We start from the raw sequence: 23,058 nt of genomic DNA, 5'->3' as shown, positions 1-23,058 counted from the left end.
GGCTAACCCGTTTAAGAAGAAGACAATTATGAAAACATATATAAGACATATATTAATCCTGGTATGGGCAGTGAGCCTATGCTCTTGCGAACAAGAAAGATTAGACCCTATCCTAACCACTGCAGAAGGCGGAGGTAAACTAACGACCTACACGGCCTATACCATTGATGCAGCAGACCCTGCAGGCTCCAATGTTTACGGTAGAATCGTATTTTGGAAAAATACATTGGACCAAACCCTGGTGCAAGTATCCCTTTACAATACCGTTCCCGGATTATTACACCCTGCACTGATCATGAATGGTGCGGCCGGATCTGGCGCTGCTACAATGCTTGCCTTGGACAATGTGTCCGGTAATACCGGAGAGCTGGATACCAGTAAATTCTATGTGATTACGGATACCACATTTTACGATAACATAACAGCAATGGACAGTCATATCAATATTTATTTAAGTACAACTGACGATACTGTTGTCGCAAGCGGAAACTTAGGCATTAATGCTGACCCCGTAGAATCTAATTAAAGAATATTAAACTTAAATATAGCACACAATGAAAACAAACGTAGACAGACGAGAATGGCTTAAAAAAGGCATTCTAACTGCGGCCGGAGCAATGGCTGCACCCTATTTGACCTATGGGGCCTTCCCCGCTGAACCTATTGCTTTGGATGCAAAAGGTAACCTACCGTACACCCCGTTCTTTAAGGAGTATTTGCCTTATGCCCCTACACAACCCGTTGAATTGGCGGCAAAATTAAATGCGAATGAAAATCCTTACGGACCTTCCCCAATGGCTGTCAAAGCCATGCAGGAATATGCCCCAAAAGGTAACAGGTATGCATGGAAGGAACTATACCAATTAATGGATAAGATCGCTGCGGAAGAAGGCGTTAAGCAAGAAAATATTATGATGGGCCCTGGATCATCTGATCTTTTGGAAAAGACTGCCATGGTTTTCTTTCAGAATGGCGGCAATATTGTTTCCGCAGACCCGGCATATATGTCGCTCATAAAGGTTGCTCAGGCCACAGGCGCCACATGGAAACCCATTCCATTAAAAAAGGATTGGTCCCATGACTTAGCGGCCATGGAGGCGGCGGTAGATGATGAAACCAAATTGGTTTACATATGCAACCCCAACAACCCTACCGGCAGTATGACAGACCATGCGGAACTGGTTGACTTTTGCTCAAGAGTATCGGAGAAAACACCCATTTTCGTAGATGAGGCCTATTTGGGCTTTTTGGACGATAGTGCCAAAAAAAGTATGGTATCACTTATAAATGAAGGCAAAAACGTAATTATAGCGCGCACCTTTTCCAAAATTCAGGGAATGGCAGGACTAAGGGTTGGCTACGTGGTTGCCCAACCCGAAACATTAGGAATCATCCAAAAGATAACACGTGGTGGAATGGGAATATCCTTACCATCTGTCTACGCCGCTATGGCAAGTATGGATGATGTTGCCTTTAAGGAGAAATCACGAAAATTAAACAAGGAATGCAGAGCATATGTATATGAAAATCTTGACCGTCTTGGGTTTGAATATGTTCCCTCCTCTACAAGCTTTATCATTTTTCCCATTGAAATGGACGGAAAGCCGTTCTTGGAAAAAATGACTGCAGAAGGTGTTGGCGTAAGAGCTTTTGAAATCTATGGTAAAAACTGGTGCAGGGTAAGCATGGGTACTATGGATGAAATGAAGTTGTTCACCGCTGCCCTTGAAAAGGTGCTAGTTTAAGTTTGAATTAGTCCAGGAGTTGGGTGAACGGATATTGCCTTGATACAACAATCTTTAATCCAACTCCTACGGACTATTCTAAACCATAGCCAACCAAACCACCATACAATATAACGTTATATCATCATGAATTTTGCATTACAAAAAACACTTGAGCTCCTTTTAATAATTTCCCTGGGTGTATTCTTGCAAAAGAAAGTGGCTAAGCAAGATTTAAAAGGAATAAAAGTACTTATCCTTAGTGTGGCATTACCGGCCACTATCTTTGTAGCACTTTTAAAAATAGAATTAAAGGGTACCTTGTTGGTCTTTCCTTTAATGGCCCTAACATTTAACCTATTGATGTTACTGGCCTCTAAGTATTTTCTGACCGTTTCCTTACACAAGAAGGAACATAGCAAAAAAAGAACCTTAATGATGCTTTTACCGTCAACGGCACCTGGTTTATCCTGTTTTCCTTTTATAGTGGCCTATTTAGGGGATGATACATTGGCTTTAGCGGCACTTGCAGATGTAGGAAATAAAATATTTGTACTTATCCTGTTATATATGCTCGCTATGCATTGGTATAGAAAAAGGGCAATAAACAATAAACAGGAATCCTCCAAGAGTAAATTAAAGGGCCTAATGATTTCATTGATCAATGAACCTATAAACATGGTTATGGTCATTGGACTTATATTATTGGGGTTTGGACTAAATTTAACGGCGTTGCCCGGATTTCTACAGAACACCGTACTAAGCATTAAGGACTTAATGACCCCATTGGTCCTATTGTTTATTGGTATGGCGGTGAGGATCAATTCCGGTGAATTTAAACTTATACTCTCCATGTTATTGCGCAGGGCAGGACTGGCCTTCTTTTTAAGCGGTTTGTTTGCCTACGCCATCCCGTCACTAACACCGGCCATGATATTGCTATTGGTGGTCTTCCCTCAAAGTTCATGTAGTTTTTGGCCTTTTGCCCACATGAACGCCATACAATCCTTAGAGGAAAAGGACAAGCAAACGGAACCTACCTTTGATGTCAATTTTGGTTTGAACATCCTTGCGTGCTCACTACCTTTTTCTACGTTATTGATCATTGGAATATTCTCCTTTAACGAATTCTTCATCAACCCTATGATATTGCTCGGTTTAGGGTCCGCCATTTTGGCTATCACGTATGCACCGGACATATTTAAATCTAAGAGTTTTATGATGGAGCGGGAACGTAAACTAACACCTAGACTTAAAAAAAAACGCACAACGCTGACCATAGCTAAAGAAGAACATACAATACCTAAGGAAGAAAGAATCAATGAGGCTGCCGCAAGCTAAAAGCCTTTAATAAGTTTCTTTCATCCATTCATACGGTTCCCTGTTCATCCATAGTCCCCTTGTAAAATCGGGAAAATCCTGTGGTTCGCCATTATTGGCTATGGAAACTTCAGATAATGGGGTAACCGCACTCCAGGCCGCGGCATCATACGCGTCTAAAGGAGGTGCTATTTGTTGTTTGGCGGATTCAATAAAAGCATTGATTACAAAGAAATCCATACCCCCATGGCCGGCATCTAGGGCATAACCCCCATATTTCTTCCATAATGGATGGTCATATTTTTCAAGCCATGGCTTGGCATCGTCCCATGAATGGGGTTCGGATTTTCCATTAATATACATTCTGCTACCGTCTACCTCCCACAATCCGTTTGCACCCTGTACCCTAAACCCCAAGGAATATGGTCTTGGCAGGTTACAATCATGCGTAATGATGATGGTTTCGCCATTGGCGGTGTTAATAGTAGATGTAATTACGTCTCCTTGTTTAAATTTAATTTTTGCGTTGGGGTGTTGTTCCCCGCCATGCTCAACAATATAATTATGCAACCCTATGCCTTTGGTTGCGTGCGACGTCATGGATACAAACCTGTTACCCCTGTTTATATCTGCCATAACCGCAATTGGACCAAGACCATGGGTTGGGTATACATCTGCATTTCTCTTAACGGAATGTGCGGTACGCCATTTAGATTCTGAAATACCTTTATCTCCAAATTCCACACCTTTACCATAGGCCGTTTTACCGTCATTGAATTTTACATGGCGTAGATCATGTTGGTATCCACATCTAAAATGGACCAATTCCCCAAAAACATTTTGCTTTACCATTTGTAGAACAGCAAGAATATCCCTTCTATAGTTAACATTTTCCAAGATCATCATATGTGTGCCCGTACGTTCATGGGTATTGACCAAATCCCAACATTCCTCCAACGTATTGGAAGCGGACACCTCAACCCCGGCATATTTACCGGCTTCCATGGCATCTACGGTCATACGCGTATGCCACAACCAAGGTGTGGCAATGATTACGGCATCTATGTCATCAAGTGCCAAAAGATTTTTATAATCATTATCGTTGGCCCCAAATACTTTTGGTGATTTACCGCCAGCTTCTGAAATAAGTTTTTTGGCTATAGAAATTCTAGCATTATCAACATCACAAATTGCTGTAACATTAACATCTTTACGTAATAATAAATTTTCTAAATGATTGGTTCCCCGAAGTCCGACTCCGATTAAACCTACATTTAATTTATCTGCAGCACTAAACCTTTGTCGTGCAAATCCGGGTACGGCCATTAACCCTATACTGACCATAGATGTATTCTTGATAAACGTTCTTCTTGATGCCATTATAAAATTCCATTTTGGAGCACTTAAATTAGGAAAACTTGCGGACCCACATTAACGAATCATCAAATTTAACGGTGATACATCTAAATTCATCCCTTCAATTTAAAGGCATTTCCTATTTTTGACCTATAAACACAGAAAATCATGACATTACTTTTAATGGCTGCCGGTAGCGGTAGTAGATATGGAAAACTTAAACAATTTGATGATTTAGGCCCAAATGGTGAATTTTTAATGGAGTTCGCCATATTTGATGCCATTCAAAATAACTTTGATCAAATTGTGGTCATCACCAAAAAAGAAAATGTATCCTTCTTGGAAGAGCACCTTTCTGCAAGGTTGCCAAAAAAAATACAACTTAATGTGCTGGCACAGGAACTTACAGATTTACCGGACGGAGTAACCTTTACGGGAGAACGTAAAAAACCATGGGGAACTGCCCATGCAGTATGGACGGCAAGAAATGTCATCAATGGACCTTTTGTAGTCATCAATGCCGATGATTTTTATGGTCAGGCAGCCTATAGGAAAGCTGCGGAATTCATGAGTTCCAATACAGATGCCTATGCACTTTTAGGTTACACCCTTAAGGACACCTTATCAGAACATGGGTCCGTTTCAAGAGGTGTATGTGAAGTTGACGGCGATAATTTGAAATCGGTACAGGAACGATTGAAATTGGTGCAAAAAGAGGATAAAGTAATAGATGAGGACACCCAATTGGAATTTACCGGTGATGAACAGGCAAGTATGAACTTTTGGGTTTGCAGGCCTTCTATTTTTGATAAGATCGAGTCAGAATTTAGATTGTTCTTAAAAGATGAGGACCGTATAGCCAACAGCGAGCTGTACATACCGTTAATGATTCAAGAAATGCTTCAAGCCAATGAAATTGAGGTAAAATGTATTCCTTCTGGTGGAGATTGGTTTGGCGTAACCTATGCCAGTGACAAAGAAAAAGCAATGTACAGTTTAAAGGAAAAATCCGATTTGGGCAAATACCCTGCCCCTATCTGGAACTAAGGTTACCTATTAAATTAAAAATCCCCGGAGCTAATATAGATTAGTCCCGGGGATTTTTTTTTTGAAACAAGTGGTAACTAAAAAGAGTCCAACCCTAAAGGATCGGACTCTTTTACGAGAACACTATATGAAAATGAAAAAAATTTATTTCGTTTTTAATTACATAGTAAACTTACCGGATATCGTAAGAATTAGAAACAAATTGATGTATGCCCCTTAGTATTTGTTGTCAGATGGCCTATTTTTGTTGTGAACTCAAATAGCAGCTATGAAGATTCGTATTAAAGGCAATTCCGTTAGGTTTAGGTTGACCCAAACTGAAGTCAGGACATTATCCGAACATGGTGAAATATACGATAGTACCAATTTTGGGGAAACAGAGTTTAAGTACGGTGTGGTGCTAGATAATAAGATACATAACCTACATACCAGTTTTAACAATAACTGTATTGTGCTAAAGATGCCAAGTTCCATAGGAAAAGAATGGTATAGCAATGATATTATAACTTATGACCATACAATAGAAACTACAAAAGGTCAATCCCTATATCTTTTACTGGAAAAGGACTTTACCTGCTTGGACAACACTATAGAGGACCAATCGGATAATTATCCAAATCCTAAACTTACATAGGACATTTTTGACGATGGCATTAAATGGATAAACGTACTATTTAACAGAAATGAGCCTATAGATTAGCCATACAATTGATAAGTTTATACCATGGAGTCAAAAGCGCAAAGAAATGTATCTTTTAGAGGGTCAGAAGATTTTTTGGATATAGAATTAAAAGAACCTGTTGACCATGCCGCAGGCTATTTGGGGGTTCGTGAAGCACTTAAACATACGTTCAAGGAAATGGGAGTGTTACGTTCCATGAGATCTTTGTTACGTATGAACCAAAAAGATGGTTTTGATTGTCCAAGTTGTGCATGGCCTGATCCCGAGCATCCTTCACCGATTGCCGAATATTGTGAAAATGGGGCTAAAGCACTTGGTGATGAAGCTACTACCAATCATGTAGACGCCAATTTTTTCAAAAAAAATTCCGTAGAAGAATTATCGTTGTTATCGGATTATGAGCTCAATAAATGTGGGCGCCTGGTAGAACCTTTGGTTTTAAAACCGGGCAGTGTACATTATGAGCCCATTACTTGGAACGACGCATTTCAGTTAATTGCCTCGGAGCTTAAAAAATTGGACCATCCTGACGAGGCCATATTTTACACCTCTGGACGTTCCAGTAATGAGGCCGCTTTTCTTTATGGTATGTTTGCAAGGGCCTTAGGCACAAATAATTTACCGGATTGTTCCAATATGTGTCACGAGAGCAGCGGAGTAGCATTGGGGGAAACTTTGGGTATTGGTAAAGGTTCTACGACATTGGAAGATCTATATGAAGCGGAAGTAATTTTAATAGCCGGACAAAATCCAGGTACCAACCACCCCAGAATGCTTTCCGCCCTTGAAAAATGCAAACAGAATGGAGGAAAGGTAATCAGTATAAATCCGCTTGAGGAATCGGGTTTGGTGAATTTTAAGAACCCACAGAATATTAATGGTTGGATAGGCGGCGGTGAGGATATGGCAGATATTCATTTGCCCGTCAACATCAACCAGGACATCCCCTTGGTCAAGCTTATTTTAAAAAAATTAATTGCTTTGGACCAAATATCGGGCAATGTATTCGACCATGAATTTATAACAACCTATACCCAAGGGTATGATGCCTTACTTAAAGATTTGGCACGATACAAAGACAAAGAGCTCCTTGAACAGACCGGTGTTTCTGAAGACAGTATAGATAAGACCGTAGCTTTATTGGCCAATAAATCCAAAATAATTGTCTGTTGGGCTATGGGTCTAACACAACATAAAAACGGTGTGGAAAATATACGGGAGTTCGTAAACTTATTGTTGCTCAAGGGCGCCATTGGCAAACCTAATACGGGTACCTGTCCCGTACGCGGGCATAGCAATGTTCAAGGGGACCGTAGTGTGGGTATCCAACATTTTGTAGATAAAGGGCTCAACGAGCGTATTAAGAATTATTTGGGCTTTACTCCACCGGACCATGAAGGCGTAGATGTCGTTGGCTCAATGAAAGCCATGTATGATGGTAAGGCCAAAATTTTTATGTGCCTGGGCGGTAATTTTCTGATGGCCGCATCGGATACGGAATACACGGCAAAAGGTATTCAAAACTGTGACCTTACCGTACAAATTAGCACCAAATTGAACAGGACCCATTTGGTAACGGGCAAAACCGCCTTGATCCTCCCCACCATTGGCCGGTCAGAAAAAGATATGAAAGATGGTAAACCTCGCCATTTTACTGTGGAAAACAGCATGGGAAGGGTTAAACAGAGTAAGGGAATTTTAAAACCGGCCTCTGATAAAGTGATGAGCGAACCAGAGATTATAGCCAATATAGGTAGGGCGTATTTTGGGGATAACCACCCTATGGACTGGAAAGCCTTGGGTGCGGATTATGAATTGATACGTTCGCAGATCGATCAGGTTGCAAAGGGGTTTGAAAATACCGAGGAGCGCTCCCAGGGTGCAGGTTATTACTTACCCAATAATGTTCGAAATCTGGATTTTAGCATGTTGCCCAACGGCAAGGCACAAATAACGATCAACAGCTTACCGGAACATACTTTGCAGAAAGATGAATACATGCTTATGACCATACGTTCACATGACCAGTTCAATACCACCATTTATGGATTGAACGATCGTTACCGTGGTGTATACAATGCACGTAGGGTCATTTTCATGAATCCGGAAGACATGAAGGCGGTTGGCCTTAAAAAATTGGACGTAGTGGATATTACAAGTACCTATGACCAAACCGTGCGAACGGCACACAAGTTTAAAGTTATACCTTATACTATTCCTTCTGGCAATTTAGCTTCCTATTTTCCGGAGACCAACGTTTTAGTGCCATTTAATCATTTTGCATTACGAAGCAAAACGCCTATTAGCAAATCCATAAAAGTACGGTTGGTAAAGAAATAGTTAATCAATCTATCTTAAACAAGACTTTGTTTAACACTGCGGTAACTAAAATATAAGTTACGGGTAACGGCTGTATTGAATCAAATATTGAAACTTTACATTTATAAATTTCAGTATATGAAATCTATTAAACTAGTATTGTTTTCCATTGCCTTGCTAATTATGCACCTAGTGCTAAAAGGCTCTTCATTACACATAAAGAACAGGTTTTTCAAGAAAAGGGAAGCTGCATTACATCTATGAAAAAAAGACCTGTAGATATAGTGGTCCTATCGGATATTCATTTAGGAACCTATGGATGTCACGCCAAGGAACTATTAAAATATTTAAAATCCATTAAGCCCAAAGAAGTTATACTCAATGGCGATATCATAGATATCTGGCAATTTAGCAAACGCTATTGGCCAAAATCACATATGAAGGTCATTAAGGTAATTATGGAATGGATTGCCAAGGGAATACCAGTTCATTACGTAACCGGCAACCATGATGAACTATTACGCAAATTTGCCGGTAGCCATTTAGGTTCCTTAAGCATTAGCAATAAACTAGTACTACCCTTACACGGTAAAAAGGCCTGGATCTTTCATGGAGATGTCTTTGACGTAACCATGCAACATAGCAAGTGGTTGGCAAAATTGGGCGCCAAAGGGTATGATTTTCTAATTCTGTTGAACAGGGCCATAAATTTTATTGGAAAAAAAATAGGTAAAGGCCCTATTTCCATGTCCAAAAAAATTAAGAACGGGGTAAAGTCTGCCGTGAAATTCATTAATGACTTTGAACGTATTGCAGCAGATATTGCCATTGAAAATGGATATGATTATGTGGTTTGCGGGCATATACACCAACCGGAAATAAAAAAAATTAAAACGGAAAAGGGTAAGGTAACTTATTTAAATTCTGGCGATTGGATAGAGAATTTAACCGCCCTGGAATATCACAAAGGAGTTTGGAGCCTATATTCCTATCTGGAGGATATAACTATGGACAATCAAAAAGATGAACCATTAGATGAAAACCATCTTTTGGAAAAAGGGGAGCTTTTTGAGCAATTACTAACAGAATTTAAGATAAATGGGTTGGCACAGTCCATAAAATGAAAGTATTATACGCAATACAAGGAACAGGAAACGGACATTTAAGCAGGGCCCGAGATGTCATACCCGCACTACTAAAACATGGGCTTACCTTAGATATATTGGTCAGTGGCATTCAAGCAGATGTTCCCTTACCTTATCCTATTTCTTATCAATTAAAGGGGCTAAGCTTTATTTTTGGCAAAAAAGGTGGTGTAGATATGTGGAAAACCTATTACAGGGCCAATTCACTACGATTACAAAAAGAAATAAAAAGTATACCGGTTGAAGACTATGATTTGGTCATAAACGATTTTGAACCGGTAACGGCATGGGCGTGCAAGATAAAACAATTACCGTGTTACAGCTTTAGCCATCAAGCAGCAGTACTATGTACCAAGGCACCAAAACCAAAGAAAAAAGACCCATTTGGAAAATGGATTCTACAAAATTACGCCCCTACAACCCGCCAATATGGGTTACATTTTCAATCATACGAACCAAATATATACACCCCAATTATAAGACAAGGTGTGAGACAGGCCACTATAAGCAAAAAAGAACACTATACCGTATATCTACCATCTTATAGCGATGAAAAGCTACTGCAGTTCCTATCAAAATTCAAAGGTGTAAAATGGCAGGTTTTTTCCAAGCATAACAAAAAAGAACATATCAACGACCATATACATATTAGACCCATTACCAACACTGATTTTGTAGCGAGCATGGCCTCCAGTAAAGGAATTGTATGTGGTGCAGGCTTTGAGACTCCCGCAGAAAGTTTGTTTATGCAAAAAAAACTATTGGTCATACCAATGAAAGGACAATATGAACAACAATGTAATGCCGCCGCCCTTGCAAAAATGGGAGTATCCGTCATAAAATCCTTAAAGAACAAGCATCTAATTAAGTTGCAAAATTGGTTGGATACCGATGATATCGTTTCCGTTAACTATCCTGATATTACTGACCAGATGATTACGCAAATATTGGAAGCATCCTACAGATCACATTAAATTCAGGTACAAGTTTATAGCACATGGCAAAGTCAACATTGAGCGCTTCCCATTTTGGTAAAGACTTTGTTTGGGGGGTGTCCACTGCCGCATTTCAAATCGAGGGAGAAAGTTTGGGCCATGGAAAAGGACCCTCTATTTGGGACATCTTTACCAAAAAAGAAAATACTATACGTAATGGTGACCAAGCAGATATTGCCTGTGATTTTTATCACCGGTATGAAGAAGATATCCTTTTGATGAAATCTATGAACATCAAAAATTTTAGGTTCTCAATTTCATGGACACGTATCTTACCTAATGGAATTGGCACGGTAAACGAACAAGGGCTTGTATTCTATAAAAAGGTGATAGCATGTTGCTTAGAACATGGTATAGAACCTTGGGTAACCCTATATCATTGGGATTTACCCCAAGCACTTGAGGATAAGGGCGGATGGACCAATAGGAAAATAATAGATTGGTTTACGGAATTTACGACAGTATGTGCAATGGCCTTTGGCGATCAGGTAAAACATTGGATGGTATTGAACGAACCAATGGTCTTTACCGGTGCGGGATATTTTTTGGGCGTACATGCTCCTGGAAAAAAAGGATTGAAAAATTTTCTTCCTGCAGTGCACCATGCCGTACTCTGCCAAGCAATAGGTGCAAAAATTTTAAAAAGGTTAGTGCCCAATGCCCTAATAGGCACCACTTTTTCCTGTTCACAAATATCAGCTTACAGAAATACTAAAAGAGACCGGCATGCCGCAGTCAAGGCCGATGCATTATTGAACCGATTATTCATAGAACCCGCATTGGGATTGGGCTATCCAATAAGTGATGCCCCGGTATTAAATCGTTTACGCCCCTTCATACAACCTAACGACATGGACGATTGCAAGTTCAATTTTGACTTTATAGGGCTACAGAACTATACCCGGGAAAAGGTAAAACATAGTTTTTTTGTTCCTTATCTACATGCCAAAATCGTAAAGGCCAGCAAACGGAACGTAAAAACTACATTAATGGATTGGGAGGTGTACCCGCCAAGTATTTTCCATATCATAGAAAAATTCAGTGCGTATTCCCAAATAAAAAAAATCTTTATTACAGAAAATGGCGCAGCGTTTAAGGATGTTGTAAAGAACGGAAATGTGGACGACCAACAACGACTGCAATTTTTACAGGACCATATCCTGCAAGTGCATAAAGCCCAACATAACGGCTTGAACGTGCATGGTTATTTTATTTGGACCTTGACCGATAATTTTGAATGGGCAGAAGGGTATCATGCAAGATTTGGCCTGGTTCATATTGATTTTAAAAGTTTAAGAAGAACAATTAAAGCATCCGGCAAGTGGTTTGCACAATTTTTAGAACAATAACATACTTGTAAACAAAAGGGCCAATGTTTCCATTGACCCTTAACTATTTCATTAACATGAACACATCTTAACCTGTGTTCATGCAAGGTATAAATGCCATTAAAAAAATAAGTTATGACAATGAAACCATAAAGTTATATTATTTAAAAGCGGGCATACCGGTAATATCTGCACCCGTAATCAATAAATGAATATCATGGGTACCTTCATAGGTAATGACACTTTCCAAGTTCATCATGTGTCGCATAATACTATATTCCCCTGTAATACCCATGCCTCCAAGGACCTGTCTTGCCTCGCGGGCAATTTTTATTGCCATTTCCACATTGTTCCTTTTGGCCATTGAAATTTGTGCGGTAGTTGCCCTACCCTCATTTTTAAGTTGTCCTAAACGGAACGCCAATAATTGTGCTTTCGTAATTTCAGTAATCATTTCGGCCAATTTCTTTTGTTGCAATTGGGTTGCCGCTATTGGTTTTCCAAATTGAATACGCTCTTTGGCATAATGCAAAGCGGTATCATAACAATCCATTGCAGCACCAATGGCTCCCCATGCAATACCGAATCTGGCGGAATCCAAACAACCTAAAGGTGCGCCTAACCCTGTTTTATTGGGCAATAAGTTTTCTTTGGGTACTTTAACGTTATCAAATATCAGCTCCCCGGTCGCCGATGCCCTTAATGACCATTTGTTATGTGTTTCCGGGGTGGTAAAACCTTCCATGCCACGTTCCACGATCAAGCCATGGATCCTACCCTCCTCATTTTTTGCCCAGACGACAGCTATATCACAAAAAGGAGAATTGGAAATCCACAGTTTGGCACCGTTAAGAAGGTAGTGGTCACCCATATCCTTAAACTTGGTTTCCATACCACTTGGATTGGAACCATGGTTTGGCTCCGTTAACCCAAAAGACCCCATCCATTCACCGGCGGCCAATTTAGGTAGGTATTTTTTGCGTTGCGCCTCTGTTCCATACGTATAAATAGGGTACATGACCAAAGACGACTGCACGGAAGCCGTGGAGCGCACCCCACTATCTCCCCTTTCAATTTCCTGCATAATAAGTCCGTAACTGATCTGATCCAAACCGGCCCCACCATACTCTTCAGGAATATAAGGTCCAAATGCCCCAATTTCTGCCAAGCCACTAATTATCTGTTTAGGAAATTCCGCTTTTTGAGCATATTCTTCAATAATTGGAGAAACATCCCTTTTGACCCATTGGCGGGCGGCATCACGTACTAATAAATGTTCTTGGGAAAAAAGGTCGTCCAAATTGTAATAATCGGGCGCTTCAAACAAATCGGGTCTCATAACAAATCTTTTAATAAAGGTAAATCAAAAAATATAACATTACACAAGTATAAAGTTACATTTTTAAATAAAATGCTTGAGTGAGCGCTATGTAGTCTTCCGTATATCGATGCCGCTCCGTCTCAATAATGAGTTCTTGAACGGTACATTGGTGTTTCTGTTTGACAAATGCCAACAAGCTACGTTTGATCGGTGCATTGGCATTTCCTTTTACATGTAGGCATTGTTTGGGATGTAATCCAAAAGTAGCCGCTAAACGTACAAACGCTTCTTCTTCCTTAATGGGAATAATAGTGGTAAACGTACCATTATTGGCCAAAAGTGACTGTACCCCTGCCAACAAAATATCAAAAGGAAGATATCCATTTTGCCTAGCTTGGTCTCTTTGAAGGTTTCCAGAGGTAACATTTTCAATATAAAAAGGAGGATTGCAGACGATAATTTCATATTCATCATCAATTTCATCAATGAACTCGTCTAACCCCGCATGGTAACAATAAAGACGATCGCCCCAAGGTGACCGTTCAAAATTATCAACACATTGTTCATACGCTTCTGGATCTATTTCTATGGCATCTATAACCTCTGCATTGCTACGTTGGGCCAACATCAATGCTATAATTCCGGTACCTGCGCCAATATCAAGAATAGATTCATGTTGATGTTCAACTTTGGTCCAAGCCCCAAGTAAGACCCCGTCGGTTCCTATTTTCATGGCGCAACGGTCTTGATGTACCGTAAACTGTTTAAACTTAAATGGTTTGTTCATTTTACTTCTCTTGCTTTCCTTGTTTCGGTGCCTTCCATACCCAAAAGAGAATCTCCTAGCCTTGAACGCATATGATCTGCCAATTCCTTTATTTTGGTCACTACTTTGGGATATTCCGAGGCTACATTTTTTAGTTCAGACGCATCGGACTCCAGATCATACAGTTCAATTTCCTTCAAATCTACCATTTTGTACTCACCGGGCAAACCATCCTTACCCGCTTTTTGACCATTCATTGTCCTATAGGTATGCGGAAAATATAATTTCCATTTTCCATATCTGACACCGAACAATTCATTGACCCGATAATAAAAGAAATACGCTTTCTGCGGACTCTCATTGGTTATACCTGTTAGCAAAGGCCAAGCACTGCGACCATCAATAACGGTATTGGGCAAATCTGCTTGACAAATTTCCGCTAGTGTGGGCAATATATCAATGGCCATGACCGGAGCGTCAATGGTTGTACCGGCTTTAATGTATCCAGGATATTTAATGATGAACGGTTCCCTTTGCCCACCTTCCCATGCGGTACCCTTACCTTCCCTAAAAGGAAATGCGCTTCCTGAATGATTTCCATAAGCCAACCAAGGACCGTTATCCGATGTAAAAATAATTAGGGTATTTTTAGTAAGTCCATTTTCTTCCACGGCCTTTAGAATTTCACCTACGGACCAGTCAATTTCCATTATTACATCACCATATAATCCCCTACCCGATTTTCCTTTAAACTTATCCGAGACAAAGAGTGGAACATGAGGCTGTGGGTGCGGCACGTAAAGGAAAAACGGATTGTCCGCATTACGGTGAATAAAATCTACACTGCGCTCCGTAATCTGGGTAGTTAAATCGGTCTGATCCGTCAATGTTTTTAATACGGTGGTATTTTCATATAGCGGTAAGGGCCCAAAGTCAAAAATAGGGCCCTGTTGCGGGTGTAAAGGCCACATATCGTTAGAATAGGGTATACCAAAATATTCATCAAACCCGTGGTTATTGGGCATAAATTGTTGTTGGTCTCCCAAATGCCATTTTCCAAAAATAGCGGTTGCATATCCTTTGGCCTTGAACATTTCCGCCAAGGTAGTTTCCTGGGTGTTCAGTCCCTTTTTACTATTGGGCATAAAGGCATTGTGAATTCCTATTCTATTAGGGTAACAACCCGTTAAAATTGCGGCTCTTGAAGCAGAACATACGGCCTGCGCTGCATAAAAACTTTTAAGCCTGGCACCATCCCTAGCCATTTGGTCCAAATGGGGAGTTGCAATGTCCGTAGCACCAAATATACCTACGTCGTTATAACCTTGGTCATCCGTAAAAATTAGGATGACATTGGGTACGTTACGTTGCTGTGCAACTTTTTGCCCATAAATGTTCTGTACAATGCATAGCATTAATAACACTGTATATTTTAAAATTATCTTCATTTTCTAAATTGATAAATAATATTAAAATATAGCAAGTATAACTTCTAAAAATTATAATTTTCTTAAAAAACTGTATAAAATTCAATAAAAACCTAAGTGGGATTAAAATTAAAGTTTAGGATAGGTACAGCTCTACCAAACCTTCCGGTGTAGTTACTTCTATAGTTTTATGCTCACGGTCTACGTTGATAATAATGTCATCGTTAACAGGAATCAATAACTGCTTACCATCCTTGAGCACTTCAAACAATGCCTGTGCCGTAGTATCGTTTACACTTTGGATAATACCTATATCCCCATGAGCCTTATCCATTACGGTAAACCCTATGACCTCATGGTAGTAAAATTTATTGCCGGTAAGCTTTGGCAATTGGGTCAACGGTAGATAAAGGCCGCATTTCATGATACGGTCCGCATCTGATTCTGATTTTACTTCTTCAAAATCAATACGGAGCAAGTTTGATTTATGAAGCCGACATTTTTTAATAAAAAATGGAACCAGATTGTTTCCTAAAGAAACGAATACTGATTCCATATTTTCGTAAATCTCGGGATCGTCAGTGTCCAGTTTTACCAGCACCTCCCCTTTGAAACTATATTTTGAAACGATATTACCTAGGTAGAAACAATCTTCCTTGCGCATCGTTTCTTAAAATTTATGCTTTATCCTCTTCCTCTGCAGGAGCTTCTGGAGTTTCAACAGCTTGCTCTGGCTCGCCTGCAGCTTCTAAAGCTTCTACTTCTTCCTCTGCATTCTCACCTTCTGGTGTTTCTGGCAAAGCGGCAGCGGCAGCTTCTGCAGCACGCTTCTCGTTTACTTCCTTCTCAGCAGCCAATGCCTTAGCACGTTCTTCTTGCTTAGCTTTGTCCAAACCACCAACTTTATCGGCAATTGCTTGCTCCTTTTCAGTAACCCAAGCATTGAATTTTTCTTCTGCCTGCTCTTCGGTCAATGCCCCTTTACGAACACCGCCCAACAAATGGTTCTTTAAAAGTACACCTTTATAAGAAAGGATGGCCCTAGCCGTATCTGTAGGTTGTGCACCGTTTTGCAACCACTTAACAGAATTATCAACATTAAGCTCAATAGTTGCAGGATTAGTGTTAGGATTATAGATTCCTAATTTTTCCAAAAATTTACCATCTCTTTTAGCTCTTGCATCTGCAGCAACTACCCAATAGAATGGTTTACCTTTTTTACCGTGTCTCTGTAATCTAATTTTTACTGGCATATCACATTAATTTGTAGGGTGCCCGACCCTTGATTATTAATTCTAGTTTTTTAACTCGTTCGCCCTCAATGAGCAGTGCCCATCTAAAAGCGGGTGCAAATATAATTGAATTTACGGAATTGGCAACAGTATATGCAGGTAATTTAATCATCTTGACACAAAACTCCTTAAATACTGCAGTACATAACCATCAATCTTAAAAAGCGTTGCCCTTCACATAAAATTGCAACCGTTAATAACTACTAGTAACTCAACTTTTACCAACACCTCCTTTTTTGTAATTTTATGGGCTCTTTTTAGGTCTGCTGACCGACCTATTGAACACACATAAAATTAGCTATGTACCTTATTTTTGACACTGAAACCACCGGTCTTCCCAAAAACTGGAATGCCCCTATTACCGATACTGACAATTGGCCGCGTTGTATACAGATAGCTTGGCAGTTGCATGACGAAATGGGAAATTGCATTGAACATCAAGATTATTTGGTACGCCCGGACGGTTTCAATATTCCCTATGATGCGGAGCAAATACACGGTATTTCTACCGAGCTGGCGGAACAGCAAGGTGTCTCCTTGGCAGAAGTGTTGGAGAAGTTCAATATTGCCATGTCCAAAACAAAGTTTATCGTTGGACAAAATGTTGGCTTTGATGTAAATATTATGGGAGCGGAGTTTCACCGTATGGGGGTTGAAAACCCTTTACAGGAGCTTCCGGTTTTGGACACCTGTACGGAGCATACTGCACAGCTTTGTCAGATTCCCGGCGGTCGTGGTGGTAAATTCAAACTACCAACGCTTACGGAACTGCACCAGAATTTATTTGGCGAACCATTTGGCGAAGCGCATAATGCTACCGCCGATGTTGAAGCGACTACACGTTGCTTTTTGGAACTTATCCGAAAGCATCAATATACTACCGAGCAACTAGATGTTCAGCCAGACTATTTCAAGAATTTCAACGAGGCCAATCCACAAGAAATACAACTTATAGGCCTTAAGCACATCAACCTAAAAAAAGCATCAAAAAAAATAGCCGATGCACTTTGGGAAAAGGATACAGGTGGGGTTTCCCAAGAAGAAATCAAGGAAAATCTGGCAACATTAGAGTCGGCCAATTTTGCACACTTGCACAACCACACCCAATTTTCAATATTACAATCTACCACCAGTATCCCAGATTTGATCGCAAATACGGCAAAAGCAAAAATGCCTGCAGTGGCCATGACCGATCATGCCAATATGATGGGGGCCTTCCATTTTGTGAACGGTGTGATCAACCATAATAAAGGGGTGGTAACGAGAAACGAGGCTAATCTAAAAAGATATGAAGCTACCCAAAACGGAACACTGGTAGAAGGTCAGGAACCCTTGAACGAATTACCGGAACCGGAACTGGAAATTACCCCGATCATAGGTTGTGAGTTTCAGGTGTGCGAAGACCATACCAACAAATCGCAAAAAGACAATGGCTACCAGATCGTCATGCTTGCCAAGAGCAAGAAGGGATATCTTAATTTGGCAAAAATGTCTTCCATTGCCTTTGTGGACGGTAAATATTACGTGCCACGAATCGACAAGAAAATAGTAGAACAATATAAGGAAGATGTAATTGTATTGACCGGCAACCTATACGGTGAGGTTCCCAGTAAAATTTTGAACGTTGGTGAAAACCAAGCGGAAGAAGCCTTACTATGGTGGAAAGAAACATTTGGCGATGACCTTTATATAGAGATCATGCGCCACGGTCAGGAAGATGAAGATCGGGTTAATCAAGTGCTGATCCAATTTTCCAAGAAGCACAATGTAAAATTGGTTGCTACGAACAACACCTACTATGCCGCAAAGGAAAATGCGCATGCACATGATATTCTATTATGTGTAAAGGATGGTGAAAAACAGACTACCCCAATAGGCCGTGGACGTGGCTACAGGTATGGCTTGGCCAATCAAGAATATTATTTCAAGTCTTCGGATGAAATGAAAGAGCTGTTCAAGGATATTCCTGAGGCTATCATCAATATCCAAGAAATTGTGGACAAGGTAGAGACCTTTACCTTGGCGCGGGATGTATTGTTGCCAGCTTTTGATATCCCAGAGGAATTTCAGTTCGAGGAGGATAAACTGGATGGCGGTAAACGTGGCGAAAACAAATACCTGCGCCACATTACTTATGAAGGGGCCAAAAAAAGGTATGGCGAAATTACCCCAGAGATTGACGAAAGACTTGATTTTGAGCTTAAGGTAATTGAAAAAACGGGGTACCCGGGTTACTTTTTGATCGTTGAGGATTTCATTAGGGCCGCACGTAGTATGGACGTATCTGTTGGTCCGGGTCGTGGATCGGCAGCAGGTTCCGCCGTTGCATATTGTTTATGGATTACGAATTTAGACCCTATCAAGTACGACCTACTTTTTGAGCGTTTCCTGAATCCGGATCGTGTAAGTATGCCCGATATTGATATAGACTTTGATGATGAGGGCCGTAGCCGCGTTATGGACTATGTTATTGACAAATATGGCTCCAACCAGGTGGCACAGATTATCACCTATGGTACCATGGCCGCCAAATCCTCTATAAGGGATACGGCCAGGGCATTGGATTTACCTTTAGGGGATGCGGACCGTATGGCAAAGTTGATTCCCAACATGTCCAAATTAAAAAAGATCATTGGGGTCGATGAAAAAGTGTTACGGAGCAAGTTCAACAGTGAAGAACTTGAAAAGATAAATGAACTTCTTAACATTTCCGATGGGGACGGATTAGAATCCGAAACCCTAAACCAAGCCTATATTCTAGAAGGTTCCGTACGCAATACCGGTATTCATGCATGTGGGGTGATTATTACGCCAGATGACATTACCAAGTTCGTACCTGTGGCACTTGCCAAGGATTCTGACATGTACTGTACCCAGTTCGATAACTCAGTTGTTGAGAGCGCAGGATTATTAAAGATGGATTTCCTGGGATTAAAGACCTTGACCTTGATCAAGGATACCGTTAAAATCGTAAAGGCGAAACATGGTATTGAGCTAGACCCCGAGAATTTTCCGTTGGACGACGAAAAAACGTACGAGCTCTTTCAACGTGGGGAAACGGTTGGGGTTTTCCAATATGAATCCCCCGGAATGCAAAAGCACATGCGTTCGTTAAAGCCTACGGTCTTTGCCGATCTAATTGCCATGAACGCCCTGTACCGCCCGGGCCCAATGGAATATATACCCAGTTTCATTGCCCGTAAACACGGTACCGAAGAAATTGTCTACGATTTGGACGCCTGTGAGGAATATCTTGCGGAGACCTATGGAATTACGGTCTACCAAGAGCAAGTAATGCTCCTTTCGCAAAAATTGGCCGACTTCACCAAAGGTGAGGCCGATGTTCTGCGTAAGGCTATGGGTAAAAAGCAAAAGCACGTACTAGATAAGATGAAGCCCAAGTTCATTGAACAGGCTTCCGCTAAAGGACATGCGGTGGACAAACTGGAGAAAATTTGGAAAGACTGGGAAGCATTTGCCGCCTATGCCTTCAACAAATCGCATTCCACCTGTTATGCATGGATTGCCTACCAGACTGCCTACTGCAAGGCCCACTACCCTGCCGAATATATGGCCGCGGTATTGAGCAACAACATGAACGACATTAAGCAGGTAACGTTCTTTATGGAAGAATGTAAACGTATGGGCTTGGACGTTCTTGGACCGGATGTCAATGAATCCTATTACAAATTTGCGGTGAACGATGCCGGTGCAGTTCGTTTTGGTATGGGTGCCGTAAAAGGAGTTGGGCGTGGCGCGGTAGAGACCATTGTCAAGAACCGAGAAAAGGATGGGCCGTACAAGTCCGTATTTGACCTTACCAAGCGTATAGACCTCCGCGCCGCAAACAAAAAAGCATTTGAAAATTTAGCGGTCGCAGGGGGGTTCGATTCTTTTGGAACCACCCATAGGGCGCAATATTTTCATGATGATGGTGACGGTATTACCTTCTTGGAAAAGGTCATTAAATACGGTGCAAAATTTCAGGAAAACGAAAATTCCGCGCAAGTAAGTTTATTTGGCGATGCTAGTGAAGTACAAATACCAGAACCTACTGTGCCACCATGCGAGGAATGGGGCACTATGGAAAAATTACGGAGGGAAAAAGAGGTAGTGGGCATTTATATATCCGGTCACCCGCTAGATGATTTCAAGACTGAAATAAAGGCATTCTGCAATGCCAATATTGCATGTGCCAGTGACCTGCCCTCCTATGTGAATAGAGAACTTACTTTTGCAGGGGTAATTACGGATGTACAGCACAGGGTATCCAAAAACGGTAAAGGATGGGCGGCGTTTACAATGGAAGATTATATGGATTCTTTTGAATTCAGGATTTTTGGCGAAGAGTACCTTAAATTCAGGCATTTTCTAATGATCAATTCTTTTGCCTACGTCAAATTATTTGTGAGAGAAGGATGGACCAACAAGGAAACCGGTAAAAAGGGCGATCCCAGAATGCAATTCAACAGTTTTATGATGTTACAGGAGGTCATGGAGACCTATGCCCGCAAACTTACCATTAAATTGAATATTGCAGAATTGCAAGAGGAAAAGGTCTTGGAGCTTAAAGATACCTTGGTCAACCATAAAGGGGAGCATCCTATTAATTTTGTCGTGTATGAAATGGAAGAAAAAATCAAGGTAAATTTAATTAGCCGAAAACAAAAAGTGCAGATTTCAAGTGAGCTTCTGCATAGCTTGGACAGTAGCGGGGTGCATTATAAATTAAATTAAAATCATAAATAAAGGGCTCAATGTTCTTTAAATGTAAAAAACAAGAAAAATTAAAGGCCAAAATAACGTAAAAGCCAAATAAATTAGCTTGATACCTTAATAGGTAAAACGAATTGTTCATCCGTAAGGAATCAGTTAAATAATTGACTAAATTTGCATAATCAATAAAAGCATATAACATGGCATTAGAAATAACAGATGCTACTTTTGACGAGGTAGTTTTAAAAAGCGATAAACCGGTAGTAGTGGATTTTTGGGCAGCATGGTGTGGTCCTTGTAGAATGGTAGGTCCTATTATTGACGAAGTTAGTAGTGAATATGAAGGAAAAGCTGTTGTAGGTAAGGTAGATGTAGATGCCAACCAAGAGTTTGCCGCAAAGTACGGTGTACGTAACATACCAACGGTATTGGTATTTAAAGGCGGTGAGATCGTTAGTAGACAAGTAGGCGTATCTCCAAAAAAAGTATATACAGATGCAATTGATGCACTTTTGTAGTCTTTAAACCTTATAGATCAAAAAATAAAAAAGAGCCCACAATTGTAGGCTCTTTTTTATTTTATTCAATTTTCGGCATAAAGGAAAACGTGAAGTTGTACCGTCTTTAGTATCTTTATTCCCGTGAACGTACAATCAGAATTAAACAAGTCTTCCTTGTTCCCCAATCTGGAACTATTGGCCAACCAAGTGGTAGAAGGCTTTATAAGTGGTATACACAGAAGTCCGTTCCATGGGTTTTCGGCAGAGTTTGCCGAGCATAAAATCTATAATAATGGGGAGAGCACCAAACATATAGATTGGAAACTTTTTGCAAAAACAGATAAGCTTTATACCAAGCGCTATGAGGAGGAGACCAATCTTAGGTGTCATATGATCCTGGACAGTTCTGCCTCAATGTACTATCCTAAAGTTGATCGTTTACAGCTTGGGTCGCTTAATAAGATTGGGTTTAGTGTTGTGGCCATTGCAGCGCTTATGAACGTATTAAAAAGACAGCGAGATGCCGTAGGCCTAAGTGTTTATGCGGACACCTATAGCTACTATGCTCCGGAAAAGGGTAGTGAGCGCCATTTTCAAATGTTGCTGGCCCAACTGAACACTATAGGCAATGCCACAGCAGCCCCAAAGGAAACGAAAACCTATACCTACCTGCATCAAATAGCAGAGAATATAAAACGAAGAAGCCTCATTTTTTTGTTTACGGATATGTTCCAAACGGAAAAAGATGATGATGCCCTGTTTGAAGCACTAAGGCATTTAAAGTACAACAAGCATGATGTAGTCCTTTTTCATCCTATGGATAAAAAACATGAAATATTTTTTGATTTTGAAAACACCCCAAAGCGCTTTATAGATGTTGAGACCGGAGAACATTTGGACCTCTATGCGGACAATATAAAGGATGCATACCATAAAAAAATCAACAGCTATATCACTGATATTAAGACCAAATGCGCACAATACAAAATAAAATATGTGGATGTGGATGTACAAAGTGATTTCTCTACCGTACTGAACACCTTCTTGGTAGAGCGAAATAAATTTCTATAGCATGAAAAATATTTTCATAAAATGTTTGCGCAATACAATAAACAACATA

At 40.4% G+C, this 23,058-nt stretch carries 20 protein-coding genes; 14 read left to right on the top strand and 6 right to left on the bottom strand.

Going from position 1 to position 23,058, the window contains the following annotated elements:
* The first annotated feature begins 28 nt into the window (after positions 1 to 28).
* The 3 genes from Q2T41_RS11880 to Q2T41_RS11870 all read left to right on the top strand — a co-directional run bounded on the left by Q2T41_RS11880 (position 29) and on the right by Q2T41_RS11870 (position 3,065).
* Positions 29 to 526, top strand: coding sequence for a hypothetical protein (locus tag Q2T41_RS11880; RefSeq protein WP_143815161.1), 498 nt, complete (start codon positions 29 to 31; stop codon positions 524 to 526).
* A gap of 28 nt (positions 527 to 554) precedes the next feature.
* Entirely contained in the window at positions 555 to 1,745 is a 1,191-nt protein-coding gene (locus tag Q2T41_RS11875) for a pyridoxal phosphate-dependent aminotransferase (RefSeq protein WP_304436275.1), read from the top strand.
* 126 nt (positions 1,746 to 1,871) lie between these two features.
* The gene (locus tag Q2T41_RS11870; protein ID WP_143815160.1) at positions 1,872 to 3,065 is read left to right on the top strand and encodes an AEC family transporter; all 1,194 of its coding nucleotides are present in this window, start codon (positions 1,872 to 1,874) and stop codon (positions 3,063 to 3,065) included.
* Between the two features lie 6 nt (positions 3,066 to 3,071).
* Here Q2T41_RS11870 and Q2T41_RS11865 read toward each other — a convergent pair whose 3' ends face one another.
* Entirely contained in the window at positions 3,072 to 4,424 is a 1,353-nt protein-coding gene (locus Q2T41_RS11865) for a Gfo/Idh/MocA family protein (RefSeq protein WP_304436274.1), read from the bottom strand.
* Positions 4,425 to 4,568: 144 nt separating this feature from the next.
* Here Q2T41_RS11865 and Q2T41_RS11860 point away from each other — a divergent pair, with 144 nt between their 5' ends.
* The 7 genes from Q2T41_RS11860 (at position 4,569) to Q2T41_RS11830 (ending at position 11,937) form a co-directional block, all read left to right on the top strand.
* A complete protein-coding gene (locus Q2T41_RS11860; protein WP_304436273.1) occupies positions 4,569 to 5,447 on the top strand; it encodes a nucleotidyltransferase family protein in 879 nt (292 codons plus the stop codon).
* Between the two features lie 268 nt (positions 5,448 to 5,715).
* Positions 5,716 to 6,081, top strand: a complete 366-nt coding sequence (locus tag Q2T41_RS11855; protein WP_304436272.1) for a DUF7009 family protein — start codon at positions 5,716 to 5,718, stop codon at positions 6,079 to 6,081.
* Between the two features lie 90 nt (positions 6,082 to 6,171).
* Entirely contained in the window at positions 6,172 to 8,469 is a 2,298-nt protein-coding gene (locus Q2T41_RS11850; protein ID WP_304436271.1) for an FdhF/YdeP family oxidoreductase, read from the top strand.
* A 117-nt stretch (positions 8,470 to 8,586) separates the two neighbouring features.
* Positions 8,587 to 8,712, top strand: a complete 126-nt coding sequence (locus Q2T41_RS11845) for a hypothetical protein (protein ID WP_304436270.1) — start codon at positions 8,587 to 8,589, stop codon at positions 8,710 to 8,712.
* Positions 8,709 to 9,572, top strand: a complete 864-nt coding sequence (locus Q2T41_RS11840) for a UDP-2,3-diacylglucosamine diphosphatase (protein ID WP_304436269.1) — start codon at positions 8,709 to 8,711, stop codon at positions 9,570 to 9,572. The genes Q2T41_RS11845 and Q2T41_RS11840 overlap by 4 nt, the downstream gene beginning before the upstream one ends.
* Entirely contained in the window at positions 9,569 to 10,567 is a 999-nt protein-coding gene (locus Q2T41_RS11835; protein ID WP_304436268.1) for a glycosyltransferase family protein, read from the top strand. The genes Q2T41_RS11840 and Q2T41_RS11835 overlap by 4 nt, the downstream gene beginning before the upstream one ends.
* Positions 10,568 to 10,590: 23 nt before the next feature.
* On the top strand, positions 10,591 to 11,937 hold the full coding sequence (locus Q2T41_RS11830; protein ID WP_304436267.1) for a GH1 family beta-glucosidase: 1,347 nt from the start codon (positions 10,591 to 10,593) through the stop codon (positions 11,935 to 11,937).
* Positions 11,938 to 12,076: 139 nt separating this feature from the next.
* Here Q2T41_RS11830 and Q2T41_RS11825 read toward each other — a convergent pair whose 3' ends face one another.
* The 5 genes from Q2T41_RS11825 to Q2T41_RS11805 all read right to left on the bottom strand — a co-directional run bounded on the left by Q2T41_RS11825 (position 12,077) and on the right by Q2T41_RS11805 (position 16,683).
* The gene (locus Q2T41_RS11825) at positions 12,077 to 13,255 is read right to left on the bottom strand and encodes an acyl-CoA dehydrogenase family protein (RefSeq protein ID WP_304436266.1); all 1,179 of its coding nucleotides are present in this window, start codon (positions 13,253 to 13,255) and stop codon (positions 12,077 to 12,079) included.
* Positions 13,256 to 13,310: 55 nt separating this feature from the next.
* Positions 13,311 to 14,024: a tRNA1(Val) (adenine(37)-N6)-methyltransferase gene (locus Q2T41_RS11820; protein ID WP_304436265.1), complete on the bottom strand. Its 714-nt coding sequence runs from the start codon at positions 14,022 to 14,024 to the stop codon at positions 13,311 to 13,313.
* On the bottom strand, positions 14,021 to 15,451 hold the full coding sequence (locus Q2T41_RS11815) for a sulfatase family protein (RefSeq protein WP_304436264.1): 1,431 nt from the start codon (positions 15,449 to 15,451) through the stop codon (positions 14,021 to 14,023). Before Q2T41_RS11815 ends, Q2T41_RS11820 begins: the two co-directional genes overlap by 4 nt.
* A gap of 115 nt (positions 15,452 to 15,566) precedes the next feature.
* Positions 15,567 to 16,094 carry a ribosome maturation factor RimM gene (rimM, locus tag Q2T41_RS11810; RefSeq protein ID WP_304436263.1) on the bottom strand — a complete coding sequence of 176 codons (528 nt, stop codon included), beginning with the start codon at positions 16,092 to 16,094 and terminating at the stop codon, positions 15,567 to 15,569.
* Positions 16,095 to 16,107: 13 nt separating this feature from the next.
* Positions 16,108 to 16,683 (bottom strand): 30S ribosomal protein S16, encoded by a 576-nt coding sequence (locus Q2T41_RS11805; protein ID WP_304436262.1) that lies wholly within the window; start codon positions 16,681 to 16,683, stop codon positions 16,108 to 16,110.
* Between the two features lie 68 nt (positions 16,684 to 16,751).
* On the opposite strand from Q2T41_RS11805, the gene Q2T41_RS11800 reads away from it, so the two are divergent.
* The 4 genes from Q2T41_RS11800 (at position 16,752) to Q2T41_RS11785 (ending at position 23,009) form a co-directional block, all read left to right on the top strand.
* Positions 16,752 to 16,883 carry a hypothetical protein gene (locus tag Q2T41_RS11800; RefSeq protein ID WP_304436261.1) on the top strand — a complete coding sequence of 44 codons (132 nt, stop codon included), beginning with the start codon at positions 16,752 to 16,754 and terminating at the stop codon, positions 16,881 to 16,883.
* A 139-nt stretch (positions 16,884 to 17,022) separates the two neighbouring features.
* Positions 17,023 to 21,459, top strand: coding sequence for a DNA polymerase III subunit alpha (gene dnaE / locus Q2T41_RS11795; RefSeq protein ID WP_304436260.1), 4,437 nt, complete (start codon positions 17,023 to 17,025; stop codon positions 21,457 to 21,459).
* A 179-nt stretch (positions 21,460 to 21,638) separates the two neighbouring features.
* Positions 21,639 to 21,956, top strand: a complete 318-nt coding sequence (gene trxA, locus Q2T41_RS11790) for a thioredoxin (protein WP_089259085.1) — start codon at positions 21,639 to 21,641, stop codon at positions 21,954 to 21,956.
* A 123-nt stretch (positions 21,957 to 22,079) separates the two neighbouring features.
* Positions 22,080 to 23,009, top strand: a complete 930-nt coding sequence (locus Q2T41_RS11785) for a DUF58 domain-containing protein (RefSeq protein WP_304436259.1) — start codon at positions 22,080 to 22,082, stop codon at positions 23,007 to 23,009.
* The last annotated feature ends 49 nt before the right edge of the window (positions 23,010 to 23,058 follow it).

It is taken from the genome of Maribacter confluentis (assembly GCF_030505015.1).
Taxonomy (GTDB): Bacteria; Bacteroidota; Bacteroidia; order Flavobacteriales; family Flavobacteriaceae; genus Maribacter; species Maribacter sedimenticola.
This window is presented reverse-complemented; position numbering and strand designations above follow the sequence as displayed.